Source organism: Mycobacterium sp. (genome assembly GCF_035570115.1).
Lineage (GTDB): Bacteria > Actinomycetota > Actinomycetes > Mycobacteriales > Mycobacteriaceae > Mycobacterium.
The window spans coordinates 14,337-31,471 of record NZ_DATMLH010000092.1 but is presented as its reverse complement, the minus strand read 5'-3'; the positions used below and the strand labels follow the sequence as shown (position 1 = coordinate 31,471).

The window sequence follows — 17,135 nt, the reverse complement described above, 5'->3', positions numbered from 1 at the left end:
TTCGATTGACACGATGAAACGTCAAACTCGAAACTGATCAGGCCCGGCGCATCGAAATCCGTTGATCTGAACCGTATTAGAAATCGCACTGTCCAATTCGTCATAGGTGACATCACGAAAGCTGTTGTCGCATAGATAGATAGGGAACATAGCGTGGTTCACGTCGAGCCGGGGCCTCGGATGGCAGGGGCGACCATGCACTCCTCGTCTCGAAGCGCCGCGAGCTAGCTTTGCCAGTCGTTGGAGCCGTCGTGCCTGGAGTAAGTGCCGCCGCTGGAGTTGGTCACCACGATGGGATCACCGGCCTTGAAGTTGTCGAAGAACCATTTCGCGTTGGTCGGGCTGATGTTGATGCAGCCATGACTGACGTCGCGCTTGCCCTGGTCATCCACCGACCACGGGGCGCTGTGTACGAAGTCGCCGCTGTCATCGAACCGGACGGCTAGCTCGACCGTCGTCTTGTATCCGTACGTCGAGTTGACCGGAACGCCGTAGGTCGAGGAATCCATGACTACCGAGGGCATCTTCTCTTGCACGTAGTAGGTGCCGTTTGGGGTTTGGTGGCCGCCGGCTGCCATCCCCATCGACATGGGGATGGTCTTCTCCACGGCCCCATTGCGGGTGACCGTCAGTTGGTGCGTGGCGTCGTCAGCCGTAGCCACCAGGCTGTCTCCCGTTTGGAAGCTGGACACTGTGCCACCCGCATCGACGGTCACCGCGGTGTGCGCGGGCCAGAAGCTCAGCGGGCGCCAGCGCAGCTGCGTGGGCTTCATCCAATAGAACTTGCCGGGAACCGGCGGGACCGACGAGATGTGAACGGCGCTTTCGGCTGCACCGGAGTCATCGACGAGCCCCGGGAAGTTGATGATGATCGGCTGGCCCACACCCACCGTCGAGCCGTTGCTAGGAACGAGCCTCGGCGGCCCGAAAGGCGCCGTGCCGGTGAACGGTGACGGGTCCTGCCCCCCAGCGGGGCCCGCGACAACTGGTACCGGCAGCGGTGGTGGTGGCGGACCCGCGGGTGGCGCGACAACTCCTGGATCGCCGGGAGCCGGATCCGGATCCGCCAGCGCGGGACCCGCACTCAGCACCAGCACCCAGCCCAATATCGAAGCCACTCCGGCTGCCTTCAGCGCGGCAAAGAGGCTTCCCCTCGTCCAGCCCGACATATACATCCCTCCAGTCGCTTCGTCGAAACAGTCTCGCATAGCGCCCAAGCCGACTATTTCTTCTGTCGCATGAGACGAATTGCATCGCTGCAGCCCAGTGCGTCGCGAGTGGACACGGAGTTTGAGAACCTCGCTGTCCGTCTGCGCTTGCTAGCGGAGCCGGCGCGAACTCGTCGTTGCAAGCTGTGATGGGCAGACGGTGAAGGCCAATCAATATTGAAACGTTGTCAGGGCGCGAAGGGAACGACCGGCGGGATGGGCACATCACCAGGCACGTAGTGGCCGTGAGTGTCGACATGGCCAGCACCGGGCCTGCTCAGCGGAACTCCTGGTCCGGGGCAGGCCCTGTCGGTATTTTGCCCGCACAAGCCACTGGTGAAATAGGACTTCTCCTGAACGCTCTTCGGCCATTCCGCCGGGTGCGTGCCGACAAAGTAGTTCGGGACGTTGTAGCCGATGAACATCATGGTCTGCACAACGAAGGTCATCGCGAGTGCCCGTATCACGAATTTCTTGAAGGTGCTGCCCGAGATCTCGTCGATGCCGCGTTCGACGACGCTCTGACCGCGGTCGTTGACGAAGAAACGAAGGCAGGCCGCGCCGGTAAAGACCAAGCCGATGGACAAGCCCTCGTGCAGCGGCCACTTGAAGTAGTGGTCGGGGAACAGGTTCCAGTGCCCACCGCCGTAGTGGAAGATACCCAGCGGCATCCAGATGATGCCTTCGAGCACGATGTCGAACAGGATCATCAGTGCGTAACAACTCGCGATCAGCGAGACGTTCCCGATGCGCGGGAACCGCCTCCGCATCATGCGCATGAACCTGCTGCCAATGACCATCACAATCACGAAGATGTAGATGTAGGCGGCCCAGGTGAACAGCACCGGCTCGCTGAGCATCGCCCCTGGCGCGCCGTAGGAGTTCCACCCGGGAACGCTGTTGACCCACGACCCGCGGTTCCACATCCAGGTGTTATAGGCAAACCAGTGGCCGCCATACGACGACAACGGATCCTGGAACACCACCGAACAGAATGCGACGACGAGAATGCCGTCGACTCCGACTCGGCCCTGACGACGCCAGGGTCGGATGATGAAAGCGTAAATCAGCGCCAGTCCCGCGGGAATCGACAGCGTCTGCCACAGGATGAGCTCGACCTTCATCCAGGTGGGCGGCTGACTTGGTCCCGGTGCGACGCGCTCGAAGAACGGTCCGCTGACCCAGCGGAAGATGATCCACGCCTCGAACGCCAGCATCAACGCACCCAGGGTCGCCAACACCGCGACTGGTTTGGTTTTCGGCGGCTCGACGTCACTAACGCGGCCGGTGCCGACGCGCGCATCTGACGTTACGGCGTCCTTCTCGATCGTCATGGTGAGATCTCCCTGCTACAAGAACCTCGCGGGATCACGAGCGGTGGGGTAGCGACATCGATCAGTATTTAGATCTAGGGTCTCAAATATTGGAGAGGTGGCGCAAGCGTCGTTCATCTGCGGAGATTGCTTGGGCCCCGGTGCCGTGCAAGGAAGTCTGGGTAATTCTTGATTCCGCACCACGGACGCCTAAACCTTGCGGCGATAGGTATACAAACCTAGGTCAATAGGTTAGGAGACGTCAATCAATTCCACGAGCTGGCTACGAGGACGTCATCAACGCGGCATAGCGGCTTCGGTGGTAATCGGTGGAACCGAACTCGTACTGCACGGCGGTGAGCCGTTTGAAGTAGTGACCGACGGCGAGCTCTTCGGTCATGCCCATGCCGCCGTGAAGTTGCACGGCATTCTGGCCGACGAACCGCGCCGCACGGCCGATGGTCGCTTTGGCCGCCGACACTGCCCGCGCTCGAGTATCGGGCTCGGCGTCGAGGTTGAGAACGGCGAGATACACAGCAGCGACGGACTGCTCGAGTTCCATGTACATGTCCACCATGCGGTGCTGCAGCACCTGAAAGCTGCCGATCGTCTGGCCGAACTGTCGGCGTTGCTTGCAGTATTCGACGGTATCGGCGACCACTCTGCGCATACACCCCACGGCCTCCGAACAGACCGCCGCAGCGCCTTCGTCGAGGGCGCGGGCAAGCGACGGCCACACCTGGCCCTCATCGCCGATGAGGGCGGCCGACGGTAGGCGCAGGCGGTCCAGCACGAGGTCCGCTGCGCGTCGGTCGTCGATGGTGCGATAGCCGTGGAACTCGATCCCCTGCGCGGGATGCGCAGGGTCGAAACCGGTGAGGAACAGCGAGATGCCGTCCGGATCGGACTGCCCACCGGAGGTCCGCGCCGTGATCACCAGATAGTTGGCCAGCGGAGCGGTGACCACCATGGTCTTGGATCCGGTCAGCAACCAGTCGTCGCCGTCGCGTTCGGCGGTGGTCGATACGTCCTGCAGGTGATCACCTGAGGTCGCCTCGGTCGCCGCGAGGGCGACAATCGCCGTGCCCGCAGCGATCTGCTCCAATACCGAGGTCGCCGCGGCGCCTCCGGCGCGTTGCAGGAGGCCGCCGGCGACCACGACGGTGTCCACGTAGGGCTCGACCACTAGGGCGTGCCCTAGCGCTTCCGTGATGATCATGAGCTCAACCGGGCCGCCGTCGATACCGCCCGCCGATTCGGGCAGCGTCGCGCCGAGGATGCCGAGATCCTCGGCGAATGCCCGCCAGATGTCGGGCTGCCAGCCGGCCCCGGTTTTTGCCGCCGCGCGGCTCTTCTCAAGGTCGTACCGGGTAGACAGGAACTTGCTCAGCCCGTCGCCGAGGAGTGCCTGCTCATTGTTCACTTTGAAGTCCATCAGAGCCCCAACGCCGCTTTCGCCAAGATGTTTCGCTGAATCTCGTTGCTGCCCGCGTAGATCGAACCGGCACGATCATTGAAGTAGTGCAGCGGCGCGACGGCCTGCCACAGCTCACCACTGATGTACCCGTCAGCCGGTGGCTCGAACTCGGCCACCGGGCCGCCCGGACGGGTGGCGTGCGGTTGGTATGCGCGGCCGACCGGGCCCGCCGCCTCGAGGGCCAGTTCGGTGATGCCCTGGCTCAGCTCCGTCGCCAGGACCTTGAGCATGGACGAGGCCGCACCGGGATTCCCGCCCTCGGCGACCGTCGCCAGCACGCGGTATTCAAGTATCTCGAGCACGTCAGTCCTGATGCGCGCGTCCGCCAACTTGTGAGCGAACGCCGGTTCGTCGAGCAGTCGGCCGCCCGCAGGGCCAGGCGCGGCGGCGGCCACCGTGGCGATCTCGTCGACCATCACCTGCAGTGCGGGCGAGGACGCCCCGCCCCCGCGCTCGAACTCCAGCAGGTACTTCGCGACCGTCCAGCCGTCGTCGATGTCCCCGAGCACGTTGGCCTTGGGCACTCGCACCCCGTCGAAGAAGATCTGGTTCTGAATCTGCTCTCCGGACGTCATCACCAGGGGATGGACGGCGATGCCCGGGGATGTCATGTCGATCAGCACGAAGGTGATGCCCTGCTGCTTGCGCTCGGTCCGCGTCGTCCGGACGAGGGCGAACATCCAGTTCGCCTCGGTGGCGTGGGTGGTCCAGATCTTGCTGCCGGTGCAGACCAGGTCGTCACCGTCGTCGACTGCAGCCATCGACAGCGACGCCAGATCTGAGCCCGACTCGGGCTCGGAGTAGCCCTGGCAGAAGAAGACCTCGCCGGTCAGGATCCGGGGCAGGAAAAAGTCCTTTTGGGCCACGGTGCCGTACTTGACGATCGCGTGGGCGACCATGCGTATCCCCATCGGTGACAGTGGGGGAGCCCCCGCGAGGATCGACTCGCGGCTGAAGATGTAGTGCTGGGTCAGGCTCCAGTCGCAGCCGCCGTGCTCGACCGGCCAGGCAGGCGCGGCCCATCCCCGCTCGTGCAGTATCTGCTGCCAGGCCATGCTGGCCTCGTGATCGGAATAGACGCTGGTCATCAAGCGGCCCGCCTGCCGCAGCTCCGGGGTCAGCTTCTCGTCGAGAAAGCTGCGTACCTCGTCGCGGAACTCGAGGTCTTTGCGCGACCATTCAAGATCCATCGGTTCCTCATTTCGTTGCACCGCTCATGATTGCCCCACCGGTACCTCCGTCGAAAGCGGCCCATTCACCCCGCGTTGCGGACGACCAATCCACCGTCGACCGGGATGACGGCGCCCGAGCCGTCTATTGATAGCGGGCAGGCACGTCCCTTCCTGTCGCGAAACAGCCGCAAGCCGACAACTGGCCGCCCCTGGGCTGCGCGCGAACTCGTCGCTGTCTTCTCGGGCGAGGCACGTTAAGCTAATAATCTAGTCGAAATAGGTTTACCACGTGGGAATTCTCGCACCCCAGCGACGGGAAACCTCCGAGGAAGGCGGTTCTCATGGATAGAACAACGGAGCGCTGGTGTGTCTACTCCGGTCCGCTTTTGATGATCATTTTCGGGGTCGGATTCTGGGCGGTGGGCGGCCTGGTACCGCCGCCGTCTCCGAACCAGACCGCACAACAGCTCGCCACCTTCTATGCGGACAACGCGTTCCGGATTCGGATCGGCCTGATTATCTCGATGCTGGCCGCCGGACTGACGTTTCCATTTACCGTTGCGATCTTCATGCAGATGAAGCGCATTGAGGGCGGGATCGGGCCGCTGGGATGTACACAGCTGGTCACCGGTCTGCTCGCCGGGCCACTGTTCATCTTGCCGATGATCACCCTGGCGGCGGCCACCTTTCGTGCCGGTGCGACCGACCCGGCGGCGACGCAGAGCCTCAGTGATCTGGGCTGGCTGGCCTTCGTCGGAATCCCAGCCCCAGCCATCGTGCAGCTGACTTCGATCGCGGTCGCTGCGTTCCGCGACCACAGCGCACGACCGATTTTCGCTCGGTGGGTTGCCTACTTCAACCTGTGGTGTGCGCTCTCCTTCCTCTTCGGGATTCTGGTGATCTGCTTTAAAACCGGGCCGTTCGCGTGGAACGGCATCATCGCGTTCTGGATCCCGCTGGCGATTTTTGGTACCTGGTTCTTCGTGATGGCCTGGGTGATGCTGCGCGAGCTCAAGCAACAGGATAGCGACGACAGCCACGCTGTCTTGGACGAAATCGGCACCTAGGCGGCCTGCGGCCGGCAATCTCGCGCTCGGGCACCCTCACCGCAGCATCGGTCTTGACCCGCCCTCCAACCGGGCGCTGCAATCGTGTTCCACGAGTCGCCGGTAGGCCTATGCGCTGCCATCGGCTGTTGAAGCGCCCTGCTTGAGATCGCCTGGTGTCACGACGATTTCCACTGTGGTGAGGTGTCCGGTATCCGGATCAGCGCGTTCGACGATGGTGACCGCACCGTGAGGTTGCACCCAGCCGCCAGAGGCCGCCATGCGTTCAGCCGCCGGTGACGAACGCATCAGTTGAGTGGCATCGGCTGTTGGTTTCCACTGTTTGCGGGCCGCCAGTATCTGCGAACGTCTGGCCGTGGTGGCGGCTGTGTCGGGTTGGCGGTCGGGTCTCAAGACCACGCCGTACTCATGTTCGGCGGCGGCCTGCGACACCGCTCCGTCGCGCACGTCGTCGGCCACACTGGCGGCATCCCGGGTAACGGGGTCCCCGGCCCCGGCGCCACCGCCACAGCGCATACGGATGATGTCGCCCGGCACCACCGGTACTCCGTAGTGCTTCGACTGCAGTGCCTCGACCGTGCCTGGGATGTCGGCGAGGTCGCCGGGGATTCCCCGGGCTGCGAGTGTCGAGCGATCGTAACCCGCCCGGATCACCTCGAATCCCGAACTGGAGCCAGGAAATCCACCACCGAGTCCGGGCGGTGGCACTTGCCAGCACGAGACGAATACCTGCAGGTCGCCGCCTGGGGTTCGCCACGGCGTGGACGCGATGTCGATGCCGAGCCCGCCGCGATAGCGTCCGGCTCCGCCGGAATCGGCATTGAGCCGGCGCCACAAATAGAGGATCGGATACGCGAATTCGTTGACCTCGACGTCGGGTATCGAGTTACCGGTTCCGGTGAGGGGTCCCGCGCAGTCCAGGCCGTCCTGAACCGATTGGGCGCCACCGCCTCCCGCGGAGGCATGGGTATCGAGAAACGGCAGCATTTGGCCGTCCTCCGTCTGGGCGTAGAGCACTGCTGCCGGGTAGCAGTCATGCCACGTGGCCATGGCGTGTGCGCTGACGTAGTCGTCATCGCTCTCCTGCTGCATACGCGCGAGCAGCCGGGTAACTCCCTTGGTGACGTGCATACCTGTTTCCATGTGGCCGATGGACACCGGAGCAGGTGGCACTGCGCTACAGATCAATCCGGGTGCCGTGACAATCTTCACGGCACTGGCCAACCCCTCGTTGATGGGAATGTCGGGCGCCAACGACATGACGACAGGCACCAACGCTGAACCGATAGTGGTGGGCAGCGAGCAGTTGACGCCGCCCTCCGTCTGCGGGTCTGAGTCGGAGAAATCCAGTGTCAAGTGATCGCCGCACACCTCAGCGCGGCAGTGGATCCGGAAGAATGCGTTTCGATGACCGTTGTGCTCGACGAACTCGTCGGTCTCCCAAACCCCGTCGGGCAATGCGGCGATGCGGGCCAACATCCCCGCTCGCGACAATTGTTGGCACAGCGCCATGATCCGCGCCATCTCGTCGACGCCCATCGACGAAGCCAGTTCACCCACCAGTTTCTCGGCGGCATTGCACGCTGCCACCAGACAACGCAGGTCGTTGATCACAAGCGCGGGCACCCGAACGTTGGCCCGGATTAGCCGTTCGACGTCGTCGATGATGCGGCCCTCGGAGACGAACTTGATTCCGGGCAGCGCGAGCCCTTCCTGGTAGCAGTCGGTCGCCATCGGAGCGAAGCCCCCGGGGGCGATTCCGCCGATGTCGAACGTGTGTGCCAGCGCACCCGACCACGCCACTACGGCCCCGTCGACCACGATCGGCCGGACAATGCAGACGTCGGGGTCGTGCGACTGGCCGGTGGTGTACGGATCGTTGCAGAGAAACGCATCGCCTGCACGGAAGCCGTTCTCCGGAAACACTTCTCGGATATGGCGGATGGTCTGACGGCTGGGGCCGAAGTGCAGCGGTGCGTAGCCGCCGAAGGTGAGGATGCCGCCGTCGGCGTCGGCAAGAAAGGTCGCGAAATCGGTTGTCTCGCAAATGATCGGACTGCCCGAGGTCCGCATCAGAACCAGGCCCATCTCTTTGGCGATGGTATCGAGTGCGTTGGTGAACAACTCGACCGCGACAAGTTCCTCCGGTGCGATATCTGCCGTCAGCGGGTTCTTCATCAAGACTCCTTAACCGTTGCACCGGAGTGGTCGCACAGCCGAAAGTTGCCGTGCGGGTCCACGGTCAGGCTGAAGTCGACAGGAACGGCGATGGTGGTGAATTGGTGCTCGATGACGGCGGGGCCGTTGATCACGACACCTGGGCCCAGCGCTTCAGCGGCGTAAACCGCGGTCTCGATTTGCGTTCCGCTTGCCAGCGCCCATACCGGGCGGCTGCCCGACGGTGCCGCGCCGGGTTCCGCGGCACACGGTAGTTGGGCCGGCTCGAACTTGACCGTCCGGCCGCGGACGACGACACGGGCCGTCAACATCATCACCGGGGACCCCACCCACGCGGTACCGGGCCCGTATTCCGCTTCGAAGAAACGAGGGAAATCGGCGGCGATCTCCGCAAGATTCTCGGCCAGGTCCTCGCCGCGCGGAATCGGAACAGTCAACTCCCACATCTGGCCGGCGAACTTGAAGTCGCCGAACCACTCCACGTCAATGTCCTCGTCGCGAAACTCGAGCATGTCGATGCTGCGCCGAGCCTGGGCCTCCAGCGCGAGCAGTGTCGTGGACACCTCGTCGGCTGGTCCGCCGGCCCATACGCAGGACCGGGCCTCGGTGTGCACCTCGTCGGTGTCCAGCAAGCCGCATGCCGAGAAGACCGCGGCGTCGGCCGGTATCACCACATCACGGATGTTGAGCGAGCGCGCGAGATCGGCCGCCAACACACCCAACGCGCCGCCGAACGCAACACAGGTGAAGTCCCGTGGATCCCTGCCGCGTTGCACGGTGATCGTGCGGACCGCGCTGCTCATCTCGGCGAGCACCAATCGGTACATCGCGGCGGCCGCCGCCGTGACGTCTTCGCCGAACACCGACTCGAGGCCGTTCCGGATTGCGCACCGGGCCGCGGCGGCGTCGAGCTTGCGGCGGCCGCCGAGAAAGCTGTCCGGATCGACGATGCCCAGGGCCACCGCGGCATCGGTCACGGTGGGTCGGGTACCGCCGTTGCGGTAGCAAGCAGGCCCCGGATCAGATCCCGCGCTCTGCGGCCCGACGCGTGGAATCCCACGCTGGTCGACCCAGCCGATGCTGCCGCCACCGGCCGCTGCCGGGTGGACTTCGATCTTGGAGACACCGGTCAGGAACAGCCCACCCAGGACAGCACGTTGGGTGACGGTGGGAACGCCTCCCGGCGCCACGGACACGTCGAAGGACGTTCCGCCCATGTCACAGGCCAACACATCGCGGACCCCGACTCGGTGGCCCAGCCGCGCTGCGCCGACGACACCGCCCGCCGGACCGGAATCCACCAGCGTGATCGGTCGGCGCTGGGCATGCTCGGCCGATACTGTCCCACCGAATGCCTGCATGAACGAAATCGGGACCCTCAGACCGAGTTCGGACAGCCGACCTTGCACGGACTGTGTGTAGCGCGCGATGTCGAGCCCGGTGAAGGAGTTCAGCACGGTGGTCAGGGTTCGTTCGTACTCACGCATGACCGGGTGCAGCTGGCTGGAGACGCTGATAAAGACGTTCGGTAGCCGCTGCGAAATGCGTTGGGCAAGAAGCGTCTCGTGTGCGGGGTTTACGAAACTCCAGAGCAGGCTGATCGCTACCGCGTCGACCTCCAGCGCTGCCACCCGGTCCACCACCCGGACGAGCTCGTGGTCGCTGAGCGTAACCACGACGTCGCCGGCCTTGTCGATCCGCTCGTCGACTTCGACGATCCGATCCCGGGTAACCACCTGAGGCAGATTGCGCTGCAGGTGATGGTCGCGGTGCATGTTGCGGGCCGAGCGGGCGATCCTGAGTACGTCGCCGTGGCCCTTGGTGGTCAGGAGCGCCACCCTGGCGCCGCGCAACTCGGCCAGAGCGTTGGTCACGATCGTGGTGCCGTTAACGAAGCGCGTTGTGGCACCGAGCAGTTCGGGCAGACTCCAGCCGGCGGTTGCGGCAACATTCTCCAGTGCCTGCACGACACCGTCTGCGAGGTTGGCGTGCGTGGTGTCGGCCTTGTCGGCGAAGCGCCGCCCGAACGAGTCGATGACGGCGATATCGGTGAAGGTCCCACCGATATCGCATCCGATCTGAAACCGTCTGTCCATTTGATCCTGATCCCTGTTCGTCAATGCCCGTAGCGCTGGCGTGATCCGCGGCTGCGCCTGACCAGGTCACGTGCCCGGGTCTCGGCGTCGACGCGAGATGTCGAGGCCGGCAGGTGGTCGTAGATCTCGCCGTAGCGCACCAGCCTTGCTGTCGGGCGAATGGTGCGATCCGCTCGAAAGAACCGAAAGATCAGCACGCCCGACCGGTGGCCGAGGGCGTCGAGCCAGTTCGCTGCTCCCGGGTCGTCATGGGTGAGGACGGCGCGGAAGCGGCCGTCGTCGTCAAGCCGGGCTTGACGATTGTTGAGACTGGTCTGGTGGTAGGTGTAATCGAGACTCTGCCACCACATGTCGCCCAACTGGACACTCCAGAACCCGGTCTGAGGTACGTCGCATTCGAGGATCAACGCCTCGTCGTCGGCGATCTCCCAGACCGCGGTCGGATAGGTCGCCATGGGGTTGTTGGCTGCGCCGGCGTTCGAGGCGAACGAATCGAAATAGATGGTGTTTGTGCCTGCGTTTGCCAAGATGTCGCGCGTGAGGTCCGTCGACCAGGTCTGAGTCTGGAAGCGGACGAAGCGCCCGGCACGCTCGACGCGCTCCGCAAGTGCTTCGGTGGTGAGCTCCGAGGAGTGCCGCGGCCCGCTGACCCATTCGATGTGCAGATCGGCGCCCTGCGCTTCCCAATCATCGAACGCCTCGCGGATATTCATCACGTTCCGGTCACCCGTCGCGGGCTCGAGCTGAATCAAGTTCCCGGGCTGCGGCTCTGCGGACAGAGTGATCTCGAAGCTCCCGTCATCGGCGAGGTCGAAACCGTCGAGATCCCAATTGCCAACGGTGCGCGGGTTCGGCAGCCCGTACGAGACCGAAATCACTTGGAAGTCGACGAACAACGACGAATTGCGGCGACCCCAGATGCGGTAAGTGCACCGGCCGTCGAGGAAGCATTTGCGGTACAGGAAATCCGCGGCGTGCAGCGAGTAGTTGTACACCAGAGGCTGGAAGACCGTGTGCACGTAGAGTTCGGGATAGTGCGGCCGCGGCGCAATCACCATGTTGTAGGCCGCCGCTTCGATTTGAAGCAGATGATTTTCGGCCTGCGCGCGACTGTTGGTATCGGCCGCCCATGGTTGGCTGAGAACGTCGGCACGCACCTGGGCCAGCGTCGTCCGGTATTCGGTCCAGGCGTCCATCAGAACTCGCTCGGGACGTCGAAGTAGGCCTGATAACGGCCGAACAGCGAGCGCTCGGCGGCGATGGAGGCGATCGCATCCTCGTCGTAGAGATGGGCGTTGCGCGCCGAGCGCGGGTGGCGGTTCAGATAATCGCGGATCGCGTCTCGAGCCGTCGGGGTGAACCCTTCCCCGAAGTACTCGTAGAGGGCGCAAACCGCCGACATCGGGTCGGTGATCAGATCCCGGTACTGCACGTTGTGCAGGCGCGCCGGGTCCAGTGCACCGGACTCCAGCCACTCGATGGGTTGTTCGATCATCGCGCGTGATCGCGCCGGATCGTTGTAGTCCTCGAAGCCGAGCATGCGGTTGTTATCCGAGCGTGCCCAGTTGAGATTCGCGGCCAGATCGACCGACGACACGATCGCCTTCAGTGGATCACGGTGTGGCCAGATGAAGCAGGCGTCCGGGTAGGTGCGGAGAATCGTCGGCATCATCGTGAGATGCGTCGGCGACTTGAGCACCCAACGCTTCCGGGGGTTGCGCCACTGCAGGAGCTTGAGCACCCGCAGGTGGTAGCGGTAGGCGATGTCCCAGTCCGCGGCCTTCAGCCATGCGGTGTAGCTCGGAATCTGGCCCAGCATGCCGAACCAGATCGAGCGGAAGCTGTAACACATGAAGTGCACGCAGGATGCCGGAACCGAACCGCCGAATTCGTGCAGTGACGCCAAGACCGGGTTCACCCGGTTCCATTGATCGATCAATTGATGTCCACGCTCGATGCGGGGGTCGTCATAGTAGGTCAGCTTCTCCGGCGGCGGACACGGAAATATCGCCTCCCAGGTCTTCACCGAGCCATTGGACGGGTCCTGGGAGAGCAGGTTCAGCAGCATCGATGTTCCGCTCCGACCTTGCCCGACTACGACGAACGGCTTGACGACCTGCTCCTCGTCGATCTCCGGGTGGCGCCGGTAGGTGTCTTCGATGCGCAGCCTGCCCTCCAGATAGAGCACGAGGTCCGACCGCGTCATCAGCCGTCCCATCAAATTCAGCTCGGCTTCCTCGTCGAGAGCACGCGCGATGATCTCGAACGGCTCGCGCCAGCTGTCGTCGCCGTAATAGGACAAGCCGGTGTGTGACTCTGCGGCGTCGAGCAGCGAACGCGTGTCGAGGGGAACCACCTGCCGTAAATCCAGATGTAGGCCCTCGGCGTTGATCGCGGACACCCAGGCGGGGCGTGCAGGGGCGGTCCAGCCTGAGCCGAGCGATGGGGTCGACATGATCTGAGAGGCTCCCGCACGCGGTGACCGTCGTCCAGGTCGGAGTTCGATATGGATATTCACTGAATGCTTAAGGCTGCAGGTGGTGGAGGTGCGAGGATGGCCGGCATGGAGGTCAACGTCCGGCTCCTGCGGTGTTTGATCACCGTCATCGACGAAGGACACTTCGGGCGCGCCGCCGAACGGCTCTATATCTCGGCGCCGGCGCTGTCCCAGCAGATCCGACGTCTGGAAAGGCAGGTGGGACTGCCGCTACTCGACCGCAGCTCGCACCCTGTGCGGTCGCTCCCGGAGGCGCTGGAGTTCGTCGCCGCAGCGCGTGCGGTACTCGCTGAGAGCGACCGGGCATTGGCGATCGCCCAAGCCTTGAGGCGGCGCGGCGAGAACCGTCTCCGCATCGGCTTCGTTCTCACCTTCGCCGGTCGGATGACGCGACCGATCCTTGACGAGTTCGCCATTGCCGCGCCCGATATCGCCATCGAACTCGTCGAACTCGGATTCGCCGACCAGGTGACGGCGGTGCTGGATGGAGCAGTCGACGTCAGCTTCGCTGTCGGACCGCTGGATTCCAACACCCAGCTTCAAACCGACGTCGTGCTCACCGAACCGCGCATGCTGGCAATGGCCGCGACCCACCCGCTTGCAGTGCAGACCAGTCTGCAGATCGCTGACGTCGGAGAATGTCCCCAGATTTGTGTCGCGCCCGACCAGGTGAGCAGCGGCTGGTTCCGATGGTGGTCTGTGGATCCCAGGCCAGACGGGTCGCGTCCTCACTATGGCCCCGCATGCCACAGCGCAGTGGACTTCCTCGAGATCGTCGGCACAGGCCGCGGAGTGGGGATAACCGCTGCATCGCTCGGCGATCTCTTCCCGCGGCCGGGCATCGCCTACGTGCCCATCGAAGATGTCGAACATTCGACCACTTATCTTTGTTCGCGCGTCGGAGACCGGTCAGCCGCTGTGCAGAAACTGCGTCACGTCGTGACCGATATCGCCGCCGGGCGAGAACTTCGGTGACGTGCACTTGCCACCTGCGGCGTTAACCATTCACTAAAGACCCATATCGAACTTGGAACTGGACGACGGTCACCGCGTGCGGGCAGCCTTATAGAGCATGTCGACCGAGCACCCACCTCACTCCGAGAGGTTTGGTTCAATGGCGCACCCGCCGGCGAAGACGGATTTCGATCCGCACGATCCTGGCCTTGCGCCAGTGCAACACGAAGTGCTGTCGACCATGTTGCAGAGCTGCCCGGTCGGCTGGAGTGAGGCGCATGGCGGATTCTGGACGATCGCGAAGTTCGATGACGTTGTCGCCAGCGCGCGGGATTACGCGGTTTTCAGCGTCGCCCAGGGCGTCATGGTGCCGGCAACGGGTGCCAGCACCCCGGTCCCCCCAGTGCAGGTCGATCCGCCGGAGCATGCGGCCTACCGAAAAATCCTGCACCCACACTTCAACGCGAAAGCCGTTCTCGGCTATGAGACGTTGATCCGAACGGCGGTCGCGGACCTGCTGGCACCGGTTCTCCCCGAAGGGCATGCAGATCTCGTCCAGTGCCTGGCCAAGCCGCTGCCGACGCTTGTCCTGGCCGGGGTTCTGGGACTCGACCCCGACGAGGGCGCGCAGACCCTGGACTTGATCGACGCCTACCTCGACGTGTTCGGCAAGGATCCCGAGCAGCGGCGGATGGCCGCCGTTGAGTTCGAGCGGTTCATTCGGAAAGTGATCGACGAGCGGCGGGACGTCGCTACCGGTGGTGACGTCCTCGCTCAGATCGTTCACTCAGAAATCGATGGCAGCCCGATCGAACCGGAGATGTTGCTCGGGATGGTGCACGTGATCATCTCCGCAGGTCACGAAACGACGATCAACGGGCTGGCGAACGTGCTTTTTCACATCGCGACCGTGCCCGGGCTCCGCGAACAGTTGCTGGCCGACCGCGCCCTGGTCCCCGCTGTGGTCGCGGAGTCGCTGCGGATCGAGTCGCCGATCACCTGTATGGCCCGCACGGTGATCAGCGATACCACAGTGCGCGATGTGGCGATGCGAACCGGGGACAAGGCCCTTCTGCTCTATGGGGCCGCCAATCTCGATCCCGACCGCTTCCCTGAGCCTGACGAGTTCCAGCTTGGCCGAGGAGTGCCCCACATCGCCTTCGGCAGCGGTCCGCACCGTTGTGTGGGCGAGCATCTCGCACTGATGGAGCTCCGGGTCGCCGTCAACTACGTCCTCGACACGATGCCCGACTTTCGCATCCCCCAGGGAGCTCAGGCGGTTTGGGGATCCGGCGCGGTCCGGCGTGGCGTCCGCGTACTGCCGGTCGAATTCGCGCCGGCCGCCGCAGGTGACTTGTGAACGTGTCTGCCCCGCAACAGGATCGGCCTAACCGATGGTAGGCCAACGACTGGACGGGCGTGTCGCACTGGTGACCGGTGCAGGCTCCGGCATTGGTGCCGCGAGCGCGCGTGCGCTTGCCGAGGCGGGCGCGGCGGTCGCGGTGACCGACATCGACCTCAGCGCGGCCAAGGCGGTGAGGGCCAAGATCCTCGACGAGGGTTTCTCTGCGATCGCGGTGCGTTTGGATGTCGCGATCGAGAAGGATTGGACCGAAGCACTGGGTGTTGTCCGACAGCAGCTGGGACCGATCACCATCCTGCACAGCAACGCCGCGCTGACCTCGCCCGAGGCTTATGCCGCCGATCTGGGAGTCGTCGACCTCGACGCTGACGTATTCGACCGCGTCATCGCGGTGAATCTGCGCGGCGGTGTGCTGGGTTGCAAACACGTGGTACCTGACATGGTCGCTGCCGGCGGCGGTTCCATCGTGATCACGTCATCGGTCAAGGGTCTTACCGGCAGCGCTTACCGCACCGCCTACTCGATCTCCAAGGCCGGCCTGAACGCTTTGGCGCGCATGGTCGCAACCGGGTACGGCAAGAGCGGGGTGCGCTGCAACGCGGTGGCACCTGGCATCGTGATGACCCACGGTATTGCAAGCATCCCCCCGGGACAGATGGCTGCATTGAGAGACGCCCATTTGACCCCGACACTGGGCCGACCCGAAGACATCGCCAACGTGGTGGTGTTCCTCGCCACGGACGCCGCAGCGTTCATCACCGGCCAGGTGATCTGTGTGGACGGCGGCCTGCTGGCGCACATTGCTGCGCTCTCCCCCGCGAGCAGTTAAGACGAGCGCTCGAGTTCGGATACGAGGCGTGACGGCACACACCGACGATTGTCCATGCGAACCGGGGCGCCTCGCTGGCCCGTTGGAGGTCGGCCTTGCCGCTCATGACTGGCTCTCGGCACGCAGGTAGGTGCGAAGGTCGGCGATGAACTCGCTATATATGGCGCCGAATGCCGCGGTTACCTCGTCGAGAACAGCCTCGTCGCAGTCGAATTCGCCGTACCACTCCAGGAAGGTGGTGTCGGTGTCGGTGATTGGCAGCACGTGCACGGTGCCACGGTACGTCCGTACGGGAAAGGGGATCTCGTCAACGAACTCGTAGCGGTAACTACGGCCGGAGGCGTCGTAGGCCACCAACCGTTCGCGTGCGCTGTGCCCGTCGGGTTCCAGGGTCAGGTTGCGTATCGAGCCGACAGAGCCTGGGCCTGGACCGTTCTCGGGTTCGTTGGATCTGATGCGCCCTATCCACGCGGGAAGGCCGTGGAAGTCGCCGAGCACCGACCAGACGGTGTCGACGTCGGCGTCGATGACCGTGCTGATGTAGGCGAGGCTCATGTGCACCCTCTCTCAGTAGCCGAATCGGAACAACGCGGGCAAGGATGCCGTCAACAATTCGATCACGCGCCTAGTGTGGCCCGCGGGTCGAAATCGCGACCCTGTCCCGGGCGGGCTAGGCGTTGGCCCCGTGGAAGGCGCAGCCGCTAACGGCCAACGCGCTGGCGCCTGCTCGGCTGTCAGCCTCCTTTTGGCGGGAGGGGCGTCCGTCGCACCGTAGCCGCGCAGGCCCCACGCCAGGTAAGGAATACCGTTCTCTGTACAGAAGTCCAGTGTCGGCGAGTCTGTTTGGTTGCCGTAGCTGAACGGGTTCGACACGCTGGCGATTAGGCCGCGTGCGTGTGCTCGGCGGTCGAGCGTGACGTTCGAAATCTTCGCGTCACTGGCATGCCGTCCACGTTTACCGTGAACGGCGATCAGAACGGT

General features: G+C 64.1%; 13 protein-coding genes. 4 read left to right on the top strand and 9 right to left on the bottom strand.

Annotation, left to right across the window (positions count from 1 at the left end; all coding sequences use genetic code 11):
- Window positions 1–224: 224 nt before the first annotated feature.
- The 4 genes from VNW74_RS08255 to VNW74_RS08240 form a co-directional block, all read right to left on the bottom strand.
- Entirely contained in the window at window positions 225–1,169 is a 945-nt protein-coding gene (locus tag VNW74_RS08255; protein ID WP_325676119.1) for a L,D-transpeptidase, read from the bottom strand.
- 227 nt (window positions 1,170–1,396) lie between these two features.
- On the bottom strand, window positions 1,397–2,542 hold the full coding sequence (locus VNW74_RS08250; RefSeq protein ID WP_325676118.1) for a spirocyclase AveC family protein: 1,146 nt from the start codon (window positions 2,540–2,542) through the stop codon (window positions 1,397–1,399).
- Window positions 2,543–2,804: 262 nt separating this feature from the next.
- Window positions 2,805–3,956, bottom strand: coding sequence for an acyl-CoA dehydrogenase family protein (locus VNW74_RS08245; RefSeq protein ID WP_325676117.1), 1,152 nt, complete (start codon window positions 3,954–3,956; stop codon window positions 2,805–2,807).
- Window positions 3,956–5,188 carry an acyl-CoA dehydrogenase family protein gene (locus tag VNW74_RS08240; RefSeq protein WP_325676116.1) on the bottom strand — a complete coding sequence of 411 codons (1,233 nt, stop codon included), beginning with the start codon at window positions 5,186–5,188 and terminating at the stop codon, window positions 3,956–3,958. The genes VNW74_RS08245 and VNW74_RS08240 overlap by 1 nt, the downstream gene beginning before the upstream one ends.
- Window positions 5,189–5,511: 323 nt before the next feature.
- On the opposite strand from VNW74_RS08240, the gene VNW74_RS08235 reads away from it, so the two are divergent.
- Window positions 5,512–6,237: a hypothetical protein gene (locus tag VNW74_RS08235; protein ID WP_325676115.1), complete on the top strand. Its 726-nt coding sequence runs from the start codon at window positions 5,512–5,514 to the stop codon at window positions 6,235–6,237.
- 108 nt (window positions 6,238–6,345) lie between these two features.
- On the opposite strand, the gene VNW74_RS08230 is transcribed toward VNW74_RS08235, so the two are convergent.
- Genes VNW74_RS08230 through VNW74_RS08215 form a run of 4 tightly spaced genes read right to left on the bottom strand, consistent with a single transcriptional unit; the run spans window position 6,346 to window position 12,966 of the window.
- Window positions 6,346–8,415 (bottom strand): hydantoinase B/oxoprolinase family protein, encoded by a 2,070-nt coding sequence (locus VNW74_RS08230; RefSeq protein WP_325676114.1) that lies wholly within the window; start codon window positions 8,413–8,415, stop codon window positions 6,346–6,348.
- The gene (locus VNW74_RS08225; protein ID WP_325676113.1) at window positions 8,415–10,511 is read right to left on the bottom strand and encodes a hydantoinase/oxoprolinase family protein; all 2,097 of its coding nucleotides are present in this window, start codon (window positions 10,509–10,511) and stop codon (window positions 8,415–8,417) included. Before VNW74_RS08225 ends, VNW74_RS08230 begins: the two co-directional genes overlap by 1 nt.
- Before the next feature lie 20 nt (window positions 10,512–10,531).
- Window positions 10,532–11,707, bottom strand: coding sequence for a DUF1214 domain-containing protein (locus tag VNW74_RS08220; protein WP_325676112.1), 1,176 nt, complete (start codon window positions 11,705–11,707; stop codon window positions 10,532–10,534).
- Window positions 11,707–12,966: a sulfotransferase gene (locus VNW74_RS08215; RefSeq protein ID WP_325676111.1), complete on the bottom strand. Its 1,260-nt coding sequence runs from the start codon at window positions 12,964–12,966 to the stop codon at window positions 11,707–11,709. The genes VNW74_RS08220 and VNW74_RS08215 overlap by 1 nt, the downstream gene beginning before the upstream one ends.
- A gap of 99 nt (window positions 12,967–13,065) precedes the next feature.
- Here VNW74_RS08215 and VNW74_RS08210 point away from each other — a divergent pair, with 99 nt between their 5' ends.
- From VNW74_RS08210 to VNW74_RS08200, 3 genes are all read left to right on the top strand, one after another.
- Window positions 13,066–13,983, top strand: a complete 918-nt coding sequence (locus VNW74_RS08210; RefSeq protein WP_325676110.1) for a LysR family transcriptional regulator — start codon at window positions 13,066–13,068, stop codon at window positions 13,981–13,983.
- A 139-nt stretch (window positions 13,984–14,122) separates the two neighbouring features.
- Entirely contained in the window at window positions 14,123–15,322 is a 1,200-nt protein-coding gene (locus VNW74_RS08205) for a cytochrome P450 (RefSeq protein WP_325676109.1), read from the top strand.
- Between the two features lie 34 nt (window positions 15,323–15,356).
- Window positions 15,357–16,154 carry an SDR family NAD(P)-dependent oxidoreductase gene (locus tag VNW74_RS08200; protein WP_325676108.1) on the top strand — a complete coding sequence of 266 codons (798 nt, stop codon included), beginning with the start codon at window positions 15,357–15,359 and terminating at the stop codon, window positions 16,152–16,154.
- A gap of 102 nt (window positions 16,155–16,256) precedes the next feature.
- Here the strand turns inward: VNW74_RS08200 and VNW74_RS08195 are convergent, their stop codons facing one another.
- Complete coding sequence (locus VNW74_RS08195; protein ID WP_325676107.1) at window positions 16,257–16,709, bottom strand: SRPBCC family protein; 453 nt, start codon at window positions 16,707–16,709, stop codon at window positions 16,257–16,259.
- Between the last annotated feature and the right edge of the window lie 426 nt (window positions 16,710–17,135).

Coding starts and splice junctions, on each gene's coding strand:
- VNW74_RS08255 (WP_325676119.1), bottom strand. CDS start 1,169: ATGTCGGGCTGGACGAGGGGAAGCCTCTTTGCCGCGCTGAAGGCAGCC.
- VNW74_RS08200 (WP_325676108.1), top strand. CDS start 15,357: ATGGTAGGCCAACGACTGGACGGGCGTGTCGCACTGGTGACCGGTGCA.
- VNW74_RS08250 (WP_325676118.1), bottom strand. CDS start 2,542: ATGACGATCGAGAAGGACGCCGTAACGTCAGATGCGCGCGTCGGCACC.
- VNW74_RS08225 (WP_325676113.1), bottom strand. CDS start 10,511: ATGGACAGACGGTTTCAGATCGGATGCGATATCGGTGGGACCTTCACC.
- VNW74_RS08245 (WP_325676117.1), bottom strand. CDS start 3,956: ATGGACTTCAAAGTGAACAATGAGCAGGCACTCCTCGGCGACGGGCTG.
- VNW74_RS08240 (WP_325676116.1), bottom strand. CDS start 5,188: ATGGATCTTGAATGGTCGCGCAAAGACCTCGAGTTCCGCGACGAGGTA.
- VNW74_RS08195 (WP_325676107.1), bottom strand. CDS start 16,709: ATGAGCCTCGCCTACATCAGCACGGTCATCGACGCCGACGTCGACACC.
- VNW74_RS08220 (WP_325676112.1), bottom strand. CDS start 11,707: ATGGACGCCTGGACCGAATACCGGACGACGCTGGCCCAGGTGCGTGCC.
- VNW74_RS08210 (WP_325676110.1), top strand. CDS start 13,066: ATGGCCGGCATGGAGGTCAACGTCCGGCTCCTGCGGTGTTTGATCACC.
- VNW74_RS08230 (WP_325676114.1), bottom strand. CDS start 8,415: ATGAAGAACCCGCTGACGGCAGATATCGCACCGGAGGAACTTGTCGCG.
- VNW74_RS08215 (WP_325676111.1), bottom strand. CDS start 12,966: ATGTCGACCCCATCGCTCGGCTCAGGCTGGACCGCCCCTGCACGCCCC.
- VNW74_RS08235 (WP_325676115.1), top strand. CDS start 5,512: ATGGATAGAACAACGGAGCGCTGGTGTGTCTACTCCGGTCCGCTTTTG.
- VNW74_RS08205 (WP_325676109.1), top strand. CDS start 14,123: ATGGCGCACCCGCCGGCGAAGACGGATTTCGATCCGCACGATCCTGGC.